The sequence below is a fragment of the Gordonia soli NBRC 108243 genome (assembly GCF_000334455.1).
Classification (GTDB): domain Bacteria; phylum Actinomycetota; class Actinomycetes; order Mycobacteriales; family Mycobacteriaceae; genus Gordonia; species Gordonia soli.
Window position 1 is genome coordinate 1 of sequence record NZ_BANX01000019.1, and the last position, 19119, is coordinate 19119.

Genomic DNA, 19119 nt, shown 5'->3' on the forward strand with positions numbered 1-19119 from the left:
CCCGGTCACCGTCTTCCGGGACGGCCGGCTGGCCCCCGGTCGCGGGCGGCGCCCCCTGCGGCGGACGCGGAGCGACCGGCGGCTCCGGCGGACGTCGCCGACCCGGTGCCGGCCGACGAGGCGGTGCCGCGGGCGGCGGATTGCCCGACGCGCGGGCGATGATCTCCTGAGCACCGGTGTCGGTCAGCGGATCCCCGACGGCGTTGGTCCGACGACGACGATGACGTGTCGAGGGGCCGCCGTCGGCCGACTGGGTGAAGTACCGGAGGCGATCGAGATCGACGCCCTCCGACACCTGCTCACCGTGATCACGGCGGCGATGCCGTTCGTCTGTCACCGGGCGTTCCCTCCCTGGCTCCCGAGAAGCTGGTCTGTGCGCGAACGGACGAGATGGGACCGGCGACCGGAACCGACGGTGGTCCGGTGCACGCAGGTGTCACTCATCGGCGCGCATCCAGCCACCCCTGCAGAATAGCGACCGCAGCCGCCTGATCAATCACCGCGCGCCCCGATTTCGCGGATACTCCGCTGGCGCGCAGGGCCGCGGTCGCGGTCACGGTGGTCAGGCGTTCATCGACGTACTCGATCGGTGTGGGCGCGATCTCGCCCGCGAGTTGCCGGCCGAAACCGCGCGCGGCCTTGACCGCCGGCCCGTCTTCGTTGCGAAGGGTGCGCGGCAACCCGACGATCACACCGACCGCCTCGTAGTCGGCGACGAGCGCCGCGATGCGCTCGATGTCGGTGCCCCCACGCCGATCGCGCGCCACCGTCTCCACCGGCGTCGCGAGTATGCCGTCGGGATCGCATACCGCGACGCCGATGCGCACGCTGCCGACATCGATGCCGAGGCGGCGACCACGATCGAGGGTCATCGCGCCGATCAACGCCCGCCCGCGAGGTCGCGCACCCGCGCGAGCGCGGCATCGATCCCCGCCGCATCGGTGCCCGCGCCCTGTGCCAGGTCCGGTTTGCCACCGCCGCGACCACCCACCAGCGGTGCGATCTCCTTTACGATGTCGCCTGCCCTGATGCCGGCGTCGCGCGCCTGAGGCGTCGTCGCGATCACGAACGGGACCTTGGCGTCGGAACCCGAACCGGTCACCGAGAACAGGGCAACCACGGCCGCTCGGTCACCGGCACGGTTGCGCAGATCCGTTGCCAGACCACGCAAACCGTTCGCATCCAGTCCGTCGGGCAACCGGTCGCCGACCACCAGCGTCGAGCCGATGGTGACCGCACGGTCGAGAAGCCCCGCAGACGCCGCCTGCGCCGACTCCGCACGCAGCCGTTCCACTTCCTTCTCCGCATCCCGCAGTCGGCTCACCAACTGCTCGACGCGTCCCGGTACCTCGCCCGACGGGATCTTCAACGACGACGCCAGACCCGCGAGCAGCGCTCGCTCCTTCGACAGGTAACGGAACGAGTCCATCCCGACATAGGCCTCGACGCGGCGCACACCCGATCCGACCGAGGACTCCCCGATCAGGGTGACCGGCCCGACCTGTGCCGACGATGCGACGTGGGTACCACCGCACAGTTCCATCGAGAACGGACCGCCGATCTCGACGACCCGCACCAGGTCTCCGTAGTTCTCGCCGAACAGCGCGAGCGCACCCATCGCCTTGGCCTCGTCGACTCCGGTCTCGAACGTGTTCACCGGATAGTTGGCCTCGACGGCGGCGTTGCTGATCTCCTCGATCTGCCGGCGTTGCTCCTCGGTGACCGGCTGCCCCGAGTGGAAGTCGAAACGAAGATAGCCGGGGCGGTTCAGCGAGCCCGCCTGCGTCGCGCCGGGGCCGAGTACCTGCCGCAGAGCGGCATGGACGAGATGCGTGCCGGAATGGCCCTGGGTCGCGCCGTGACGCCAGCCCTGGTCGACGGATGCGATGACCTCGTCACCCTCGGTGATCTCGCCCTCTTCGACGACGACCTTGTGCAGCCAGACGGACTTGCCGACCTTCTGGACGTCCCGCACCGCGAGTCGCACACCGGAACCGGTGGTGATGGTCCCGGTGTCGGCGATCTGCCCACCGGACTCGGCGTACAGCGGGGTCCGGTCGAGGACCACTGTCAGCTCCTGGCCGGGCGACCCGGTGGGGACGCGGCTGTCGCCCGCGACGATGCCCAACACCCGCGCCTCGGAGACCAGCTCGTCGAACCCGGTGAACTCGGTCGGCCCGCGATCGAGGAAGTCGCGGTAGACCCGGAGGTCGGCGTGCCCCGACTTCCGCGCGGTCGCATCGGCTTTCGCGCGCGCCTTCTGCTCGGCCATGAGGGCGGTGAAGCCCTCCTGGTCGACCGAGAGGCCCGCCTCGCTCGCCATCTCCAGCGTCAGGTCGATCGGGAAGCCATAGGTGTCGTGCAACGTGAAGGCATCCGCCCCGCTGAGCGCCGACTTCTTCGCGGACTTGGTCGCCGCGGCCGCATCGGCGAACAATTTGGAGCCGGACGCGAGGGTCTTGGCAAAAGAGTTCTCTTCGCCCACTGCGACCGAGATGATGTGATCACGCTGTTCGGCGAGAGTCGGATACGAGGGCGACATCACGTCGATGACGGTCGCGATGAACCGCCCCATCGTCGGCGGCTGATCCGCTCCGCTCCCGGCGCCCCCACCATCGGGCCCGCTCGCTCCGCTCCCGGCGCCCCCACCATCGGGCCCGCTCGCTCCGCTCCCGGCGCCCAGCAGCCGCACGGATCGCACGACGCGGCGCAACAGTCGACGCAGCACGTATCCCCGACCGTCGTTGCCCGGGAGCACGCCGTCGCCGATCAGCAGTGCCGCTGTTCGCGCGTGGTCGGCGATGACGCGGAAACGCACGTCGTCGGAGTGGTTGCCGACACCGTAACCGCGTCCGGTGACCTCCGATGCGAGGTCGATGATCGGCTTGAGCAGATCGGTCTCGTAGACGTTGTCGACACCCTGCAGGATGCACGCCACCCGCTCGATTCCCAGACCGGTGTCGATGTTCTTCTTCGGCAACGGACCGAGGATCTCGTAGTTGTCCTTGCCGCCACCGGGACCGCGCTCGTTCTGCATGAACACGAGATTCCAGATCTCGATGTACCGGTCCTCGTCGGCCTCCGGACCGCCCTCGCGGCCGTATGCGGGGCCACGGTCGAAGAAGATCTCCGAACACGGGCCGCACGGGCCGGGGACACCCATCGACCAGTAGTTGTCCTTCAGTCCGCGACGCTGGATCCGCTCCGCGGGCACACCGATCTCGTCGCGCCAGATCGCCTCGGCCTCGTCGTCGTCGAGATACACGGTCGGCCAGAGCTTCTCGGGGTCGATGCCGTAGCCGCCGTCGGCGACGCTGTTGGTCAGCAGGCTCCATGCGAAGGTGATGGCCTCGCGCTTGAAGTAGTCGCCGAACGAGAAGTTCCCGGCCATCTGGAAGAAGGTGTTGTGGCGCGTCGTGATGCCGACCTCTTCGATGTCGAGGGTGCGCACACACTTCTGCACACTGGTCGCGCGATCGAAGGGCGGCGTCTTCTCACCGAGGAAGTACGGCTTGAACGGCACCATGCCCGCGTTGACGAACAGCAGGTTCGGATCGTCGAGGATGAGCGACGCGCTCGGCACCTCGGTGTGGCCGGCCTTGATGAAGTGGTCCAGGAATCGCTTCCGGATCTCATGGGTCTGCACTGGGGTGTCGTCCTCGGTCGTGTGGTGGCGTCGGTGCGGGGCGGATCGTGTGTCGGGTGCCGGCCGTCGGCGGGTGCCGGCGCGGGAATCCGATGACGAACTGCGACTCACCAGACTACAGCCGGTAGGACTCCGGGCCAGTTCGCACCGGGCACGTGGCCCCACGACGAGCCTGTCACCGACAGGGACAGGAAGAATTCGTCGGTCGGGGTCACGATGGAGCCATGACACCGCACGCCACGAGCGGGACCCCATCACCGGTGGAACACCTCGCCGACTTCCTCCGTAGCCGCCGGGCCGCGCTCAGCCCCGACCAGCTGGGCGTCGTGAGCAACGGCCCACGGCGGGTACCCGGTCTGCGACGTGAAGAACTGGCCGAGCTCGCCGGGGTGTCACTGACCTACTACACGCGCCTCGAGCAGGGGCTCGCGACCAATCCGTCGCCCCAGGTCCTCGATTCCATCGCCCGCGCGCTCCGCCTCGGTGACGTCGAGCGCGCCCATCTGCACCGTCTCGCCGGCGCGGTCACCGCACCCGCGCAGCGTGGTCCCGGGCTTCGCGCCGGGCTGGTGACACTGCTCGAGCGGATGCCGGACGTCGCCGCGCTGGCGCTCTCGCCGGTCCAGGACGTCATCGGATGGAATCGCCTGGGGCATGCCGTCATCGCCGGACATCTACCGCCGGCCCAGCCGTATGGTGACGAGCCCCCGAACAAGGTCTCGATGTTGTTCACCGATCCGGCCGCCCGATCCCTGCATCGCGAGTGGGAACACGAGGCGACGCTCGCGGTCGCGTCCCTGCGTTACGTCACCGGTCCGCTGGGCACCGAGCACGAGATCGCCCGGCTGGTCGGCGATCTGAGTGTGCGCAGCGCGGAATTCGCTCGACTGTGGGCCGAACACCCCGTCGACCTCTGTTCCAACGGCACGAAGAAGTTCCACCACCCGGTCGTCGGTGCCCTGGACCTCCGCTACGAGATGCTGCACCTCCCCGAGGAGGACGGCTATCGGTTGATGCTCATGCACGCCGTGCCTGGTTCGCGCGACGACGACGCGCTGCGCCTGCTCGCGAGCACGACGCTCACGACCTGACCTGACCTCGCCCCCAACGCCAGACGTCCTCGTCGTCCGGTGATCTCGTCCTGCCCGCACACCCCCGAATCAGGAGCGCCCATGTCCGAACTGGACCAGTCCGCCGTCACGCGATCCGGTGACACTCAGCCCGACGACACTCAGCCTGATGACGAGCGGCCCGATGACAAGCTGCCCGCCGCCTCACCGGACGATCCGAGCGCCGCACCCGGCTCCCGGGTCCCGGCCGGCCTGATCGCACTCGCCATCGGCGGCTTCGGCATCGGACTCACCGAGTTCGTGATCTCCGGACTGCTCACCGACGTCTCGGTATCTCTCGGGGTCAGCGTGCCGACGGCCGGCGCGTTGATCTGGAGTTACGCACTGGCGGTCGCCGTCGGCGCGTTCACCGTCACCGCAGCGTTGACCCGCAGACCGCCGAAATCCGCCCTGCTCATCCTGCTGGTCGTGTTCGTGGTCGGTAATGCGATCACCGCGCTGGCGCCCGGCTTCGAACTCGCGCTGGTCGGACGCATCGTCACCGCGATGTGCCACGGCGGCTACTTCGGGATCGGTGCGGTGATGGCTGCCGACCTCGTGCCGCCTCATCGCCGCGCCGGCGCGATCGCGATCATGTTCGGCGGACTCACCTCGGCCAACGTTTTCGGCGTCCCGTTCGGCACCTTCGTCGGCCAGAACCTCGGTTGGCGCGCCGCCTTCTGGGTCGTCGCCGCCGTCGGGGTCGTCGCCTTCGTCGGCATCCTCGCCCTGGTACCTGACCGTCCGGCTCCGCCGCAGCCGGCGGGTTCCGCGTACCGGGTGCTGCTCCGACCACAGGTGGTCGTCTCGGTCGCGCTGACGATGCTGATGTTCGGCGGACTGTTCGGCGCGTTCATCTACGTCGAGCCCCTGGTCACCAACGTCACCGGCTTCTCATCGGGCGCGGTGCCGTGGCTGCTCGTCCTCTTCGGTCTCGGCTTGTTCGTCGGCAACCTCGCCGGCGGATGGCTGGCCGACCGCAACCTGCCCCTGGCGTTGCGCGGGCTTCCGGTCCTGCTGACCGCGTCGCTCGTCGTGTACGGGCTTGTCGCGCACTGGCAGATCCCGACCGCGGTGATGTTGTTCGTCATCGGCGCCGTCGGGTTCGCGACCAGTCCGCCATTGCAGCTGCGGGTGATCCGGTTCGCCTCGGACGCCCCGACCATGGCCTCGGCCGCCAACATCGCCGCCTTCAACGTCGGGAACGCGATCGGCACCCTGCTGGGCGGGCTCGCCATCTCGGTCGGGCTCGGATGGGTGTCACCGGTGTGGATGGGCGCCGGGATGGTCGTGGCGGCGGCAGTCCTCGCCTTCGCCACCGGTCACCGGCCCGCCGACAACTGACCGCCCCGGCGGCACAGGTGGGACACATCGCGCTCGGTGGGGTCCGCGGACGTCACCGACCGCGGAGACGCCCCGCCCCGGCGCGGACGATGGACCGCAATCGACCGAGACGGGCCCCGATCTCGCGCTCGAACCCGTGATCGGTCGGCTGGTAGTAATCGGTGCCGACGAGCTCGTCGGGTGCGTACTGCTGAGCGAGGACACCGTCGGGGTCGTTGTGCGGATAGCGGTAACCGATGGCGTTGCCGAGGTCCTTCGCGCCCGCGTAATGCCCGTCGCGCAGATGCGCCGGTACCGTGCCCGACTTGCCTGCCTCGACGTCGGACACGGCGGCACCGATCGCCGACACCACTGCTCCGGACTTCGGCGCGGTGGCCAGATGGATCGTCGCCTGGGTGAGCGCCAGCCGCGCTTCGGGCATCCCGACCAGTGCGACCACCTGGGCGGCCGCGACCGCCGTCTGCAGGGCGGTGGGATCGGCCATCCCCACGTCTTCACTCGCATGGATCATCAAGCGGCGCGCGATGAATCGGGGGTCTTCGCCCGCGACGATCATCCGCGCGAGGTAATGCAGCGCGGCGTCCACGTCGGAGCCCCGGATCGACTTGATGAACGCACTCGTCACGTCGTAGTGCTGGTCACCGTCCCGGTCGTAGCGCACCGCGGCCCGGTCGATCGCGGCCTCGACGTCGGCCACCGCGATCGTGGGCGGGCCCACGTCTGGCGTGTGCTCGCCGGCGTCGGACTCGCCGACACCCGACTCGCTGATACCGGGGTCATCATCGGGATCGGGCTCGGGGCCATCCAGGTCGGACACCGGCTGATGGTCGTGCCGCAGCGCGGCGTCGGCGCTGGCCTCCAGAGCGGTCAAGGCGCGGCGCGCATCGCCCCCGGCGACTGCGACGAGATGGTCGAGTGCCTCGTCGGCGACCCGGACGCGACCGCCGAGCCCGCGCGGATCATCGATCGCGCGACCGAGGACTGCCCGGATGTCCTCCGACCCCAGCGGCCGCAGCTGCAGGACCAACGATCGCGACAGGAGCGGGGCCACGACCGAGAACGACGGATTCTCGGTGGTCGCGGCGACCAACAGCACGATGCGGTTCTCCACTGCGTCGAGGAGGGCGTCCTGCTGGGTCTTCGAGAAACGGTGGACCTCGTCGATGAACAAGACCGTCTGCTGTCCGTCGACCAGCCGGCGACGCGCGACATCGATGACCGCACGCACTTCCTTGACTCCGGCCGACAACGCCGACAACGCCTCGAACCGACCGCCGGTCGCCTTCGAGATCAGGCCGGCCATCGTGGTCTTCCCTGTACCCGGCGGGCCGTACAGCATCACCGATGCTGCACCCGAACCGCTGATCAGGCGTCGCAGCGGCGAACCCGCACCGAGTAGATGTTCCTGCCCGACGATCTCATCGAGCGACTGAGGGCGCATGCGGACGGCCAGCGGCGCCGATGCCGGTGGGGGTGACGACAACGACCCCGTCGTCACGCTGCCCGCGGGGGCGGGTGGATCGAACAACCCGTCCATGGTGGGATCGGCCACGCCGGCTGCTCAGGAGAGCCAGTCGCGCTGCAGCGCGATACCGACGGACGTCGCGAAGTCGGCGATGTCGGTGTTCGACGCACGCACCGCTGCCGCGGCCAGGTCGGACCATCGGGACACGATCACCCGGGGATCGTTGGTGTGCAGCGCCCAGTCGTGGGTGTATCCGGCCGGGACGGCGACCACGGTCTCCGAATCGTCGGCGAACTGACCGGCCCCGTCGCCGTCGGCGGGCAGCATCCACACCGTCGACAACCAGACCCACAGCAGTCGTGCGATGAGGACCTTGCGACCGAGGTCGCGATCATGCCCGAGGATCGGCCAGATCGGGTACACCTCGGAGCGCCAGGCGTCGACGAGTGCGACCTCGAGGTCGACCCGATGCGCGATGTTCGCAGTGCTCAGCCGGGCGCCGAAGGTGACCACCGCGTATGCGACGTCGAGGGTCGCGTCGCGGAAGCCGCCCCACTCGTAGTCCATGAACCGCACGCCGACGTCGTTGAGGAGGATGTTCTCGGGACCGACGTCGGAGGGACTGAAAGCCCGGTGCTCACCGTCGGTGAACAGGCCGCACGCGGCGCGCAGTGCGTCGGCCACGGGATCCGTCAGCTCGACGCCCAGGTCCGCGAGAACCGACGGCGCGCCGTCGATCGACCGCTCGGCGGACTCGCGCAGGATGTCCATACCGTCGGCGGCGACCGACCCCAGGCGCAACAGCGCACGGAAGTCGGCGTCCCCGCCCACCGTGGCCGCGTGCATCCGTCCGAGGGCTTGTCCCCAGGCGCTGACGGCATGCGAGGTCTCGGTGATGTCGGGACCCGACAGCAACGCCGTCATGGAACGGCCGTGTCCGAGATCGCTGAGGACGAGTACCCGTGCCTCGGGGTCGGAGGCGATCAATTGGGGACCCGGCCGCGATTCGGTCGGCAGCGCCGTCGCGTACTTGTAGGACGCCAGCTCGCGGTGGAAGGCGTGCGGGTCCTCGTCCTCGGGCAGTGCCTTGATGACCAGGGTGCGATCCATCGACAGCGGATTCCGGACGACTCGCGCCCGGATCACGGAGGTACGTCCGCTTCCGCCGAGGTCCTCGGGGTCCGCCAGGGAAACCGCTGCTCCGGCGCGATGCGACAGCACCGCCTCTGCCGCGCGTACCACGCTGGTGATACGACTTTCCGCTATTACCGTCATGTCGCCCTTCAAGGTACCCGCTGGATCCGTCCGGCGTCACCGCTCGTCATCCATCCGCAACGTGGTCGCCATGCCGTCACGACAACCGACGTGCAGCGAAAGCCCGGATAGCACGGACGATGCGGAATCCCCGTGATACCCGAAGCTTTCGGACCGAGCAGAAGTGAACCGCGGTCCGGTCCACCGTGTGAGAATCCGGACAGTCGTCAAGATCTCAATGCGCGTCCGAAGCCCGATTCGCGGGGTTCCCCGACGCCGCCGGATCGATCGGCGCGACGTCCACCGAGACCTCGATCCGGCTGGACGACGACTCGGTGTAGATCACGCCGCGCAACGGCGGGACGTCATCGTAGTCGCGCCCCCAGGCGACGGTGACGTGTCGTTCGTCGACCAATTTGTCGTTGGTCGGGTCGAAGGCGAGCCAGCGCTCCCCCGGCAACCACACGGCCGCCCACGCGTGACTGGCGTCGGCGCCGACGACCCGTTCGCGACCGGGCGGCGGTTCGGTGGCGAGGTAGCCGGACACGTAGCGCCCGGCCAGGCCGACGGCTCGCAGGCAGGCCAGCGCGACGCGTGCGAAGTCCTGGCACACCCCCTCACGGCGTGCCATCACGGTTGCCACCCGGGTACTGATCGCGGTCGAGCCCGACCGATACGTGAAGTCGGTGTTGATGCGGTTGGTGAGATCGACGATCGCCTCGAGCAGCGGTCGCCCCGGCGTGAACACCTCTGCGGCGTACTCGCGGACCGCGTCGGTGATCTCGGCCGGGTACAGGTCCATCGCGAACTCGACCACCGGCGCAGATGTGCCGGCGGGCCGGCACTCCTCCCACGGACCCAGCGCTGCGGCCGACAGGAGCAGTCCCTGATCGATCGGGTCGACCTCGACGACCGATTCCGCGGTCACGGTGAGCGCGTCGTGCGGCGTGCGAACGTGGAAGTAGGTGTCGCTGTTGCCGTAGACGTCGACGCCCGTGGACCGGTCGTCGGGCTCGGGGTCGACGCTCACCTGCGAACTCTCGACCCGTTGATCGGACAGTGCCCGTGGAGTGAGGTAGCAGCGGCCGTACGACGACGAGACGACGTCGTCATAGGTGTACCGGGTCGTGTGGGTCACCCGATAGCGCCGGACGGTCCCGGCGACGACCGGCGAGTGTTGTCCCGGGGCGCTCACGGCGCGATCCCGCTTCCACCGGCCCAGAGCGGCCGCGCTGCCGCGGGGGTCGAGAAACGTGTGCGACCCAACAGGTCGGACAGCTCGCGAATCCCCGCGGCGAGCGTGGACGTGAGGTCGATCAGATCTCCGCGACGACCGCTGGCGTCGGAACGCGCCAGGTCGGCAGGGTCGGATCGACGGACCTCGGCGATCAGCTCCTCGACGGCTCGTTCGGCAGATGCGGACCGGACGGATTCCGGTAGAGCGGTGAGGTCGGCCGCGATACGGGTCAGCTGGTAGATCAGCGCCCGCGGATTGTGCTCGTCGAAGAACAGCAGCTCGGTGGCCGCCGACACCTGGTACAGCCCACGGTTACGGCGACGGTAGATCACCGACGATTCGTTGGCCACGAGGAAGATCTCGATGAGCACCTGCTCGACGTCGGCATCGTGGCGGCGACCGAACAGATGCCGGGTCAGGTCGGCCAGGGTGACCAGCCGCTCGATCCGGCGTCCGACGTCCATGAATTGCCATCCGGCGTCGTGGACCATCGATTCGGCCTGCAGCCCGGCCAGCGCCAGGGTGACGTGCAGGATCGCGTCGTGGGTCCGGCCCAGGTCGTCCCCCAGTTCGACGATCGCGCCGTCCGGGTCGGCCGATCCGCGGGCGTCGATCACCGCGCGTGTCATGTCGGTGAGGGCTCGACTCATCGGGGTCAGCACCATCCACGTGCTGGTGGACATCTGGTCCCGGACGGTCCGGGCGGCGCTCGACAGTCGGTCGGCGGAGTGCGCGATCGTCCCGGCGACCGATCGAGCGACTGTCAGGTCGGCGATGATCGTCATGGCGCGCGCAACCTGCGCGGGCTCACGCAGCCAGGCGATGTCGCGCCTGACGGTCTCGGGGCCGGCCCCACTCGTCGGCCGGGCGCGGTCGACCTCGCTCGCCGCATCGACCTGGTCGGTGTCGCCTGCCTCGCGTTCGGCGCCGACCTCTCCGGTCAACTCGTCGGTCCGCAGGTAGGCCGACGTCCCGGTCACCTGCCCGACGGCGTCGAGCACCAGCGGGACCGCGGCACCGCCGCTCATCCAGGGCCGGTATTGGACGTCGGCGAATCGTTCCCGCGTCACCGACACCATCCGAGTGCTGAGTTCGGTGCGCTCGCCGTAGCGCCCGAGCCAAAACAGGTCGGAGAGCACACGTGGGCTCGCCACGGCGGCGATGTCACTGCGTCCGGGGGTGCTCACCGACGGCACCCGGCCATCCGCCGACGTCGATGCGTCTGTTCGGGTCTCCGAGACACGGGAGACGTGTCCGCCGACCTCGGCGCTGGTCACCCAGACATCTTTGGCGGCGACGGCGTGCAGCGCCGAGCCCTCGGGACCGTCGACGAGGACCGAACCCAGACCACCGGGCATCACCGCGTAGCCACGACCTTGCGCGACGCTGAAGGCACGCACCGACACCGACGCCGGTCGTACGGCCCCGCGGGGCACAGCTGGTGTCCCCTGGGTCATCGTCGGGGCCACCGACCAGGTTTCGGCGGGCCGGGCGACCCACGGCCACTGCTCGGCTGAGATCCGTTCCGCCAACGAGGTTCTTGTCGCTCGATCGAGCAGTGGGCCGACGAATTCCTCGCCGGTCCGGAAGTTGGTGTGCACCATCGCTGCCACGTCGGCGACGATCTTCGACCGATCGCGATCGTCACCGGCCCACCAGGTGGGCACCGACGGTAAGGCCAGCTCTTCGTCGATCAGCACCGGGGCGACGCGTTCCAGGACGGTGTGCAGCGCGGGATTCTCCACCACACCGCTGCCGAGGGTGTTGAGCACTGTGACGGTCCCGCGGGAGATCGCCTCCACCAATCCGGCGACACCGAGGCGGGAGTCGGTCCGGAGGTCGAGCGGATCGGCGTAGTCGGCGTCGATTCGTCGCAACAGGACGTCGACCCGTTTGAACTTGCCCAGCGAACGCATGTAGACCGCACCGTCGCGCACGGTCAGGTCGGAGCCCTCGACGAGTGGGACGCCCAGTGTCGACGCGAGGTACGCCTGGTCGAACGCCGTCTCCGACACACTGCCCGGGCTGAGGACGGCGACCGTCGGATCGTCGACACCCGGCGGGGCGTATTCGGTAAGGGCCACCCGCAGCATCCCCGCGAAGGACGTCGTCGGGCGCGGTGCGCACATCTGGAACAGCTGTGGGAAGGTCCGCGACAGGAGGCGTCGATCGATGGTCGCGTAACCGATGCCGGACGGCGCCTGGGTGCGATCGGCGTGGGCGACGATGCGTCCATCGGGTCCGCGGACGAGATCGACCGCATGGAGGAACAGTGCGTGCGGCCCGGCCACCTCGAGCCGCGCGGCCTTGCGGACGTAGCCGGGGTGCCCGAACACCATCTCGGGCGGAACCAGGCCCGCGGACAGCGTCTTCTGGTCGCGGTAGATGTCGCGCATCAACGCGTCGAGTAGCTGTGAGCGTTGGGCGACCGCCCGCTCCACCCGTTCCCACTCGGCGCCGTCGATCACCAGCGGCACGGGGTCGATGCGCCAGTCCCGCGAGACGGTGTCCAGCCCGTCGAACTCGTTGTAGACGACTCCGTCGTCGCGGACGGCTGCGGCCAGCCGGTCGGCGGCCGCGGCGAGCCGCGCGCGACCCCGGCGCTCGTATCCGCCGACCAGTTCGTGCCACGCCGGCCGCGGCGAACCCGACTCGTCGAGTACCTCGTCGGCGGGCGCAATGCGGTCCTCGACGCGGCCGGAGGCCAGCTCGGTCAGGTCGAACAGCGCCGTGCCGCCCGGGCGATAGCGGTCGAAGACCTCGGAGAGCAGGCCGTCCGACGAAACAGTCACCGCCGAACTGTACGTGCCCTCGGCCGTCGACGGGATGTCGACGCCCCGGGGGCCGTGGTCACGGTGACCGACGGTCGCGGGCCGCGACGGGTTCGCACCGGTTCAGGCCTGCGCCGTTCCGACTGCGTCGTCGGTCGTGTCGGCCGGCGCGGGAGCCTCTTTCGCGCCGCGGGGCGTCGGCTTGGCGTCGATACCCGACTCCTTGCGCTGTTCGGGCGTGATCGCGGCCGGAGCGTCGGTGAGCGGGTCGACGCCGCCACCGGACTTCGGGAAGGCGATGACCTCGCGGATGGAGTTCTCACCCGCGAGCAACGCCACGATCCGGTCCCAGCCGAAGGCGATACCTCCGTGCGGAGGTGCGCCGTAGGCGAAGGCGTCCAACAGGAATCCGAACTTCTCCTGGGCCTCGTCGTGACCGATGCCCATGATCTCGAAGACCCGCTCTTGGACGTCCCGGCGGTGGATACGGATCGATCCGCCGCCGATCTCGTTGCCGTTGCAGACGATGTCGTAGGCGTAGGCGAGCGCGGCGCCCGGATCGGACTCCAACGCGGACACCGACTCCGGTTTGGGCGAGGTGAACGCGTGGTGCACCGCGGTCCAGGCGCCCGATCCGACGGCGACATCACCGGAGGCGGTCGCGTCGTCGGTCGGCTCGAACAACGGCGCATCGACGACCCAGGTGAAGGCCCAGTCATCATGCTTCACGAGCCCTAGGCGCTGGGCGATCTCACCGCGCGCGGCACCCAGCAGTGCACGCTGGGCCTTGACCGGTCCGGCGGCGAAGAAGACGCAGTCACCGGGCGAGGCTCCGACATGCGCGACCAGTCCCTCACGTTCGGCGTCGGAGAGGTTCTTCGCGACCGGCCCACCGAGCGTTCCGTCCTCGCCGACCAAGACGTAGGCGAGTCCCTTCGCTCCGCGCTGCTTGGCCCACTCCTGCCAGGCGTCCAGCTGTCGTCGGGGCTGCGATGCCCCGCCGGGCATGACCACCGCACCGACATACGGAGCCTGGAACACGCGGAACGGGGTGTCGGCGAAGAACTCGGTGCATTCGACCAACTCGATGCCGAAGCGCAGATCCGGCTTGTCCGAACCGAATCGACGCATCGCGTCGGCGTAGGTGATGCGGTTGATCGGCGTGGGGATGTCGACGCCGATCAGCTTCCACAGCGCGACCACGACCTCCTCGGCCAGTGCGATCACGTCGTCCTGGTCGACGAAGCTCATCTCGATGTCGAGCTGGGTGAACTCGGGCTGACGATCGGCGCGGAAGTCCTCGTCGCGGTAGGCGCGCGCGATCTGGTAGTAGCGCTCCATCCCCGCGACCATCAGCAACTGCTTGAACAGCTGCGGGCTCTGTGGCAGCGCGTAGAAGGTCCCCGGCTGCAACCGCGCAGGCACCAGGAAGTCCCGGGCGCCTTCGGGGGTGGACCGGGTGAGCGTCGGTGTCTCGATCTCGACGAAGTCGTGCTCGGCCAGCACACCGCGCGCGGCGGCATTGGCCTTGGAACGCAACCGCAGTGCGGCGTTCGGACGCTCCCGACGCAGGTCCAGGTAGCGGTGCCGCAGGCGCGCCTCCTCACCGGGAGACTCGTCGAGTTGGAACGGCAGCGGGGCCGACTCGTTGAGCACCTCGAGAGTCTGGGCGTTGATCTCGATCGAACCGGATGCGAGATTGGCGTTCTCGCTGCCCTCGGGCCGCACCTCGACCACACCGGTCACCGCCACGACGTACTCGGCGCGCAGACGGTGTGCCGTCGCCGCCACCGACTCGTCCCGGAAGACGACCTGGACCAGACCCGAGCTGTCCCGGAGGTCGATGAACACCACACCACCGTGATCGCGGCGTCGTGCCACCCAACCGGCGACTGTGACGGTCTGCGACGCATCGGCGCGACGCAACGAACCTGCGAGATGGGTGCGGAGCACTCAGAGTCCTTCCGAAGAGCATGGAGATGGGCGTCGACGGCCGTCGAACACGGTCCTCATCCTACGTTCGGCGGGTCGGCCGTCGGCACTCCCCTTCCCGACGCGAGCGCAGGTGCAGCCACGACGGCTCCGTGGCGAATATGCTGACCGGTGGCAGAGACCGCACCCCGCGTCCGCCGAGGACCGGGACAGCGCCGAGGAGCACGATGACTTTTCAGGGCGACGGACCACTCGACACCAGCAGTGTGTCCGGCGGTGGCGGAGGTGGAGGCGGCGCCGGGCGGATCGCCCTGGGCGGCGGCGCGGGGCTGATCATCACGCTGGTGGCGCTGTTCTTCGGCATCAACCCGGGCGACCTCACCGGCGGCGGATCGGCGACCGGCGCGGGCAACGTCAACAACGGGACCAGCGCCGAGATCCAGCAACAGATCGACTCCTGCACCCTGGAGAAGGCCAACACCGACGACATCTGCCGGATCGTCGCGACCGTGAACAGTGTCAACAATGTCTGGAACGACCAACTGCAGGGCTACACCGAGCCGAAGACCGTCATCTTCCGCGACAGCGTGAACACCGGCTGCGGCGCCGCGAGTTCGGCGACCGGGCCGTTCTACTGCCCGGCCGACCAGACCGCCTACTTCGATCCGTCGTTCTTCGCCCAGCTCAAGCAGATGGGCGGCAGCGACGGACCGCTCGCGCAGGAGTACGTGGTGGCCCACGAGTACGGCCACCACGTCCAGAACCTGACCGGCGCTCTGCAGAAGGGCAACCGACTCGGGTCGCAGGGGCCGCAGTCGGGATCGGTGCGGGTCGAGCTCCAGGCCGACTGCCTCGCCGGGGTCTGGGCATACCACGCCGACAAGGGCCCGGATGCCCTGTTGGAACCACTGACACAGCAACAGATCTCGACGGTGATCCAGACGGCGAAAGCCATCGGCGACGACACCATCCAGGGTTCGCGCTCGAATCCCGAAGGCTGGACTCACGGCTCCGCAGCGCAGCGCTCACGATGGTTCACCACCGGCTACCGCAGTGGTGACGCCCGGCAGTGCGACACCTTCGCGACCAACGACCTGTGACGGCTGACCTGTGACGGGCACGGGCCCAGGGGCCGAGCAGGAAACGGCAGACCCGGATCGGGAGTCGGATCGGCGTCGCCGGCCGACACCGGTCGATGCGATCGCCGATGACTTCCTGGCGCGACAGGCTGCCGAGGACCCCGTGTTCGCCACCGAGGTCGGGATCGCCGGCCACGATGGCGAATTGACCGACTTCTCCCCCGATGCCGTCGCCGCTCGCGCCGACACCGACCGCGCCGCTCTCCGTGACCTGGCTGCTGCACTCCCTGTGGACGACGTCGACCGAGTCACGATCGCGACGATGAGCGCCACGCTACGGCGGCGCATTGCACTCGCCGATGCCGGTGAGATGACCGGCGACCTGAACGTCATCGCCTCGCCGGTGCAGGTGGTCCGCGACATCTTCGACCTGATGGACACCGGTTCCGCCGAGGCGCGCGCGACCGTCGTCGCTCGCCTCGATGCCGTACCCGAGGCCTTGTCCACCGCCGTCGGAGCTCTGCGCCAACGAATCTCGCATGGTCCGCCGATCGCCAGACGCCAGGTGCTGGCTGTCGCCGACCAGACCGATCGCGCCGTGGACGGGATCACCGCGTCGATCGCCGCGGTGGCGAACGACCCGGACCTGACCGACGCGCTGGACTCCGCGGTCGCCGCGGCCCGAACAGCCTTCGGCGAGATGGGTGCGTTCCTGCGGTCCGATGTCGCAGCCGCGGCGGTCGACACCGATGCCGTCGGCCGCGCGCGCTACCTCCTCCATCTCCCCGCCTATCTGGGCGCCGACGTCGATCCCGACGAGGCGTACGCGTGGGCGCTCGATCATCTCGCCGAGATCATCGCGGAGCAGCAAGCCATCGCGGACGACCTCGTGCCCGGCGGGACCATCCAGGATGCGTTGAAGGCACTCGACGCCGACCCGCGCTACCGGATCACCGATCGGCACGCCTTCGTCGCGTGGATGCAGGACCTGTCCGATCGCGCGGTCGCCGAACTCGGCGGCACCCACTTCGAGATCCCGGCGCGCCTCACCCGCCTGGAATGTCGACTCGCCCCGTCGTCCACCGGGGTCATCTACTACACCCAGCCCACCGCTGACCTGAGCCGCCCCGGCCGGATGTGGTGGTCGGTCCCCGCCGGCCAGGAGGTGTTCCACACCTGGCAGGAGACGACCACCGTGTACCACGAGGGCGTGCCCGGTCATCACCTGCAATTGGGGTCGGCGATCGTCAGTGACGACCTCAACAGCTGGCGCAAGCTGGCCTCGTTCACGTCTGGCCACGGCGAGGGCTGGGCCCTGTACGCGGAGCGCCTGATGGCCGAACTCGGCCGCCTGGACGATCCCGGCGACCGGATGGGCATGCTCGACTCCCAGCGCCTCCGTGCCGCGCGTGTGGTCGTCGACATCGGTGTGCACTGCGGCCTGGCCGCACCGGAGTCGGTGGGTGGCGGCACCTGGGATGCGGACAAGGCGTGGACCTTCCTCACCCGGTCGGTTGCGATGGACCGGTCGGTACTGCGGTTCGAACTCGATCGCTACCTCGGCTGGCCCGGCCAGGCTCCGTCGTACGCGCTGGGACAGCGGGTCTGGCAACAGACCCGCCGGCAAGCCCTGGCCGCCCACCCGGACTGGTCGCTGAAGGACTTCCACACCCGGGCCCTGGCGCTCGGCGGCGTCACCCTGGACGTCCTGCGCGACGAGCTGACGCGCACCTCCTGAGGCGACACGAGCGTCGAGTACAATGCTCCTGCCGACGGAACTCATTGTGCTGCAACGCTGATCACATCAGTGAACAAGAGCCTCAGACGCGACATACGCGTGCCATCAGACCACCGCCTCCGGCGCCGACTGCCCCCTCACACCGCATTCACCACCACGATCGGTCGACGTACCCGCTCGATACCGGGCCCGGAGAAGCCGGCGTACATGAGCCGCGCAGCGATGGACCAGGAGACCGACGAGTGCACTGCCTGGCCGGAGGGGGCTGCGTCGGCGGGTAAGGGCACCTCGAACGGCAGGACGGTCCGACCACCGGCGCGCAGCGGGATCTTCTTGCCCAACTGCACGATGCGCCTGTCTGCCTCGGTGGTCTGCGCCGGATAGCGCTCCAGCGGATGGAAGTCGCGACGCAGTTGGGCGGACACCGCGAGATCACCCTCCGGCAGATCCGATCTCGGTTGCAGCACGACCTCGCCTGAGATCGTCTGTCCGGCGACGAACACCGATTCGGAGAGGAGCAGCTCCACATCCGTGGCGCCGTCGCCCCAATAGCGCTCGGTCGCCGGCGGTGGACCTGCAACCTCCACCCCACCGCCGGCGTCCGATGCACCTATCACCACGACGAACTCGCCGCGGGCGTCGATGTCGCGGCCACGACGCGCGATCAGGAGCCGGCATCCCCACCGGACGAGTTCCGACGACGATCCCGGCGCCCAGGATGGCACTCGGAAATCGGCTGCGGCTTCGGCGAACTCGTCCGTTGCGAGTTGTAGGTCGACCCGCTGGACACACACCCAGTCGCGGGTCTCGCGCTCGCTCCCGTAGTTCGTGCCCACCTGTCCGGCGGTCAGCAGCGAGTCGTTGCCGGCGCTGGCCGCTGCGTCTGCTCGCCCCGCCCAGTGATAGCGGTAAGCGTTGTCGTAGCCCCACTCCAGCGTCGCCGCAGTCACCCTGCCGATGGGCGAGCCGGTCGTGATCTGGGCTGTCACGGTCGTACCGGGTCGGACGACCCCCGGTGCGACCGCGAGTCGAACCCCACCCGACCGATCGAAGAGACCCACTATCTCTTCTTCGAGTGTCTGGCCTGCACCGCCGCGTACTCCTCGGGGTGATGTCGCTTCTGGTACGCGCGCAGCGGCCAGAACAGCAGGAGCAGCAGCGGATAGATCGTGACGTAGAAGACCCCGTGGACGACTGCGCCGACCAGGATCGCGAACACCCAGGCCGGGTAGATCAGGATCAGGCAGAACTGGAGGAACTGCTTGATCCCGACCGGATATCCCTCCGCCATCGACAACACGTACCGCGGGCTCATCGACCGCAGATAGCGACGGACCGTGGAGGTCTCGGCCTCGACGTCGGCCTGCGCCGCACTCAAATCGCGGCCCCGTTCGTCCCGCGTCAGGCCGCGCTCCGGTGGCGGCGGCTCGGCTGTTCGATTCTGACGCTCGTCACGGGTGGGACCACGCGGCGGCGGTGACGGCTCGTCGGAGGGTGGCGGCGGGGCGACGGTCATGGCGCCTTCTTCCCGTGCGCGGCTCGGC

The 19119-nt window shown here is 69.1% G+C and carries 13 protein-coding genes and 1 pseudogene; 4 read left to right on the forward strand and 10 right to left on the reverse strand.

The annotated features are described in order from the left end of the window. The 3 genes and pseudogenes from GS4_RS13125 to alaS all read right to left on the reverse strand — a co-directional run. Positions 1 to 337: pseudogene (locus GS4_RS13125) on the reverse strand (endolytic transglycosylase MltG); the annotation flags it as partial. Positions 338 to 440: 103 nt separating this feature from the next. Beyond that, positions 441 to 872, reverse strand: coding sequence for a Holliday junction resolvase RuvX (gene ruvX / locus GS4_RS13130; RefSeq protein ID WP_007621275.1), 432 nt, complete (start codon positions 870 to 872; stop codon positions 441 to 443). A gap of 8 nt (positions 873 to 880) precedes the next feature. Next, on the reverse strand, positions 881 to 3646 hold the full coding sequence (gene alaS / locus GS4_RS13135) for an alanine--tRNA ligase (RefSeq protein ID WP_007621276.1): 2766 nt from the start codon (positions 3644 to 3646) through the stop codon (positions 881 to 883). A gap of 224 nt (positions 3647 to 3870) precedes the next feature. Between alaS and GS4_RS13140 the strand changes: the two genes are divergently transcribed. Both GS4_RS13140 and GS4_RS13145 read left to right on the forward strand, forming a co-directional pair. After that, positions 3871 to 4737: a helix-turn-helix transcriptional regulator gene (locus GS4_RS13140; protein WP_007621278.1), complete on the forward strand. Its 867-nt coding sequence runs from the start codon at positions 3871 to 3873 to the stop codon at positions 4735 to 4737. An 81-nt stretch (positions 4738 to 4818) separates the two neighbouring features. Next, the gene (locus tag GS4_RS13145; protein ID WP_007621280.1) at positions 4819 to 6099 is read left to right on the forward strand and encodes an MFS transporter; all 1281 of its coding nucleotides are present in this window, start codon (positions 4819 to 4821) and stop codon (positions 6097 to 6099) included. A gap of 52 nt (positions 6100 to 6151) precedes the next feature. Here the strand turns inward: GS4_RS13145 and GS4_RS13150 are convergent, their stop codons facing one another. The 5 genes from GS4_RS13150 to aspS form a co-directional block, all read right to left on the reverse strand. Beyond that, the gene (locus GS4_RS13150) at positions 6152 to 7636 is read right to left on the reverse strand and encodes a replication-associated recombination protein A (RefSeq protein WP_040510472.1); all 1485 of its coding nucleotides are present in this window, start codon (positions 7634 to 7636) and stop codon (positions 6152 to 6154) included. 24 nt (positions 7637 to 7660) lie between these two features. Continuing rightward, a complete protein-coding gene (locus GS4_RS13155; protein ID WP_040510473.1) occupies positions 7661 to 8839 on the reverse strand; it encodes a hypothetical protein in 1179 nt (392 codons plus the stop codon). Positions 8840 to 9053: 214 nt separating this feature from the next. Then, the gene (locus GS4_RS13160; protein ID WP_007621288.1) at positions 9054 to 10013 is read right to left on the reverse strand and encodes a transglutaminase family protein; all 960 of its coding nucleotides are present in this window, start codon (positions 10011 to 10013) and stop codon (positions 9054 to 9056) included. After that, positions 10010 to 12847, reverse strand: a complete 2838-nt coding sequence (locus tag GS4_RS13165; RefSeq protein WP_007621289.1) for a circularly permuted type 2 ATP-grasp protein — start codon at positions 12845 to 12847, stop codon at positions 10010 to 10012. The genes GS4_RS13160 and GS4_RS13165 overlap by 4 nt, the downstream gene beginning before the upstream one ends. 102 nt (positions 12848 to 12949) lie before the next feature. Beyond that, a complete protein-coding gene (gene aspS / locus GS4_RS13170; RefSeq protein WP_007621291.1) occupies positions 12950 to 14779 on the reverse strand; it encodes an aspartate--tRNA ligase in 1830 nt (609 codons plus the stop codon). A 206-nt stretch (positions 14780 to 14985) separates the two neighbouring features. On the opposite strand from aspS, the gene ypfJ reads away from it, so the two are divergent. Beyond that, positions 14986 to 15858 carry a KPN_02809 family neutral zinc metallopeptidase gene (gene ypfJ / locus GS4_RS13175; protein ID WP_007621292.1) on the forward strand — a complete coding sequence of 291 codons (873 nt, stop codon included), beginning with the start codon at positions 14986 to 14988 and terminating at the stop codon, positions 15856 to 15858. A 10-nt stretch (positions 15859 to 15868) separates the two neighbouring features. Further along, positions 15869 to 17575, forward strand: a complete 1707-nt coding sequence (locus GS4_RS13180; protein ID WP_007621293.1) for a DUF885 domain-containing protein — start codon at positions 15869 to 15871, stop codon at positions 17573 to 17575. A 137-nt stretch (positions 17576 to 17712) separates the two neighbouring features. Here the strand turns inward: GS4_RS13180 and GS4_RS13185 are convergent, their stop codons facing one another. Both GS4_RS13185 and GS4_RS13190 read right to left on the reverse strand, forming a co-directional pair. Continuing rightward, the gene (locus tag GS4_RS13185; RefSeq protein WP_245555663.1) at positions 17713 to 18564 is read right to left on the reverse strand and encodes a sporulation protein; all 852 of its coding nucleotides are present in this window, start codon (positions 18562 to 18564) and stop codon (positions 17713 to 17715) included. A gap of 71 nt (positions 18565 to 18635) precedes the next feature. Further along, entirely contained in the window at positions 18636 to 19091 is a 456-nt protein-coding gene (locus GS4_RS13190) for a hypothetical protein (protein WP_007621295.1), read from the reverse strand. Positions 19092 to 19119: the final 28 nt, after the last annotated feature.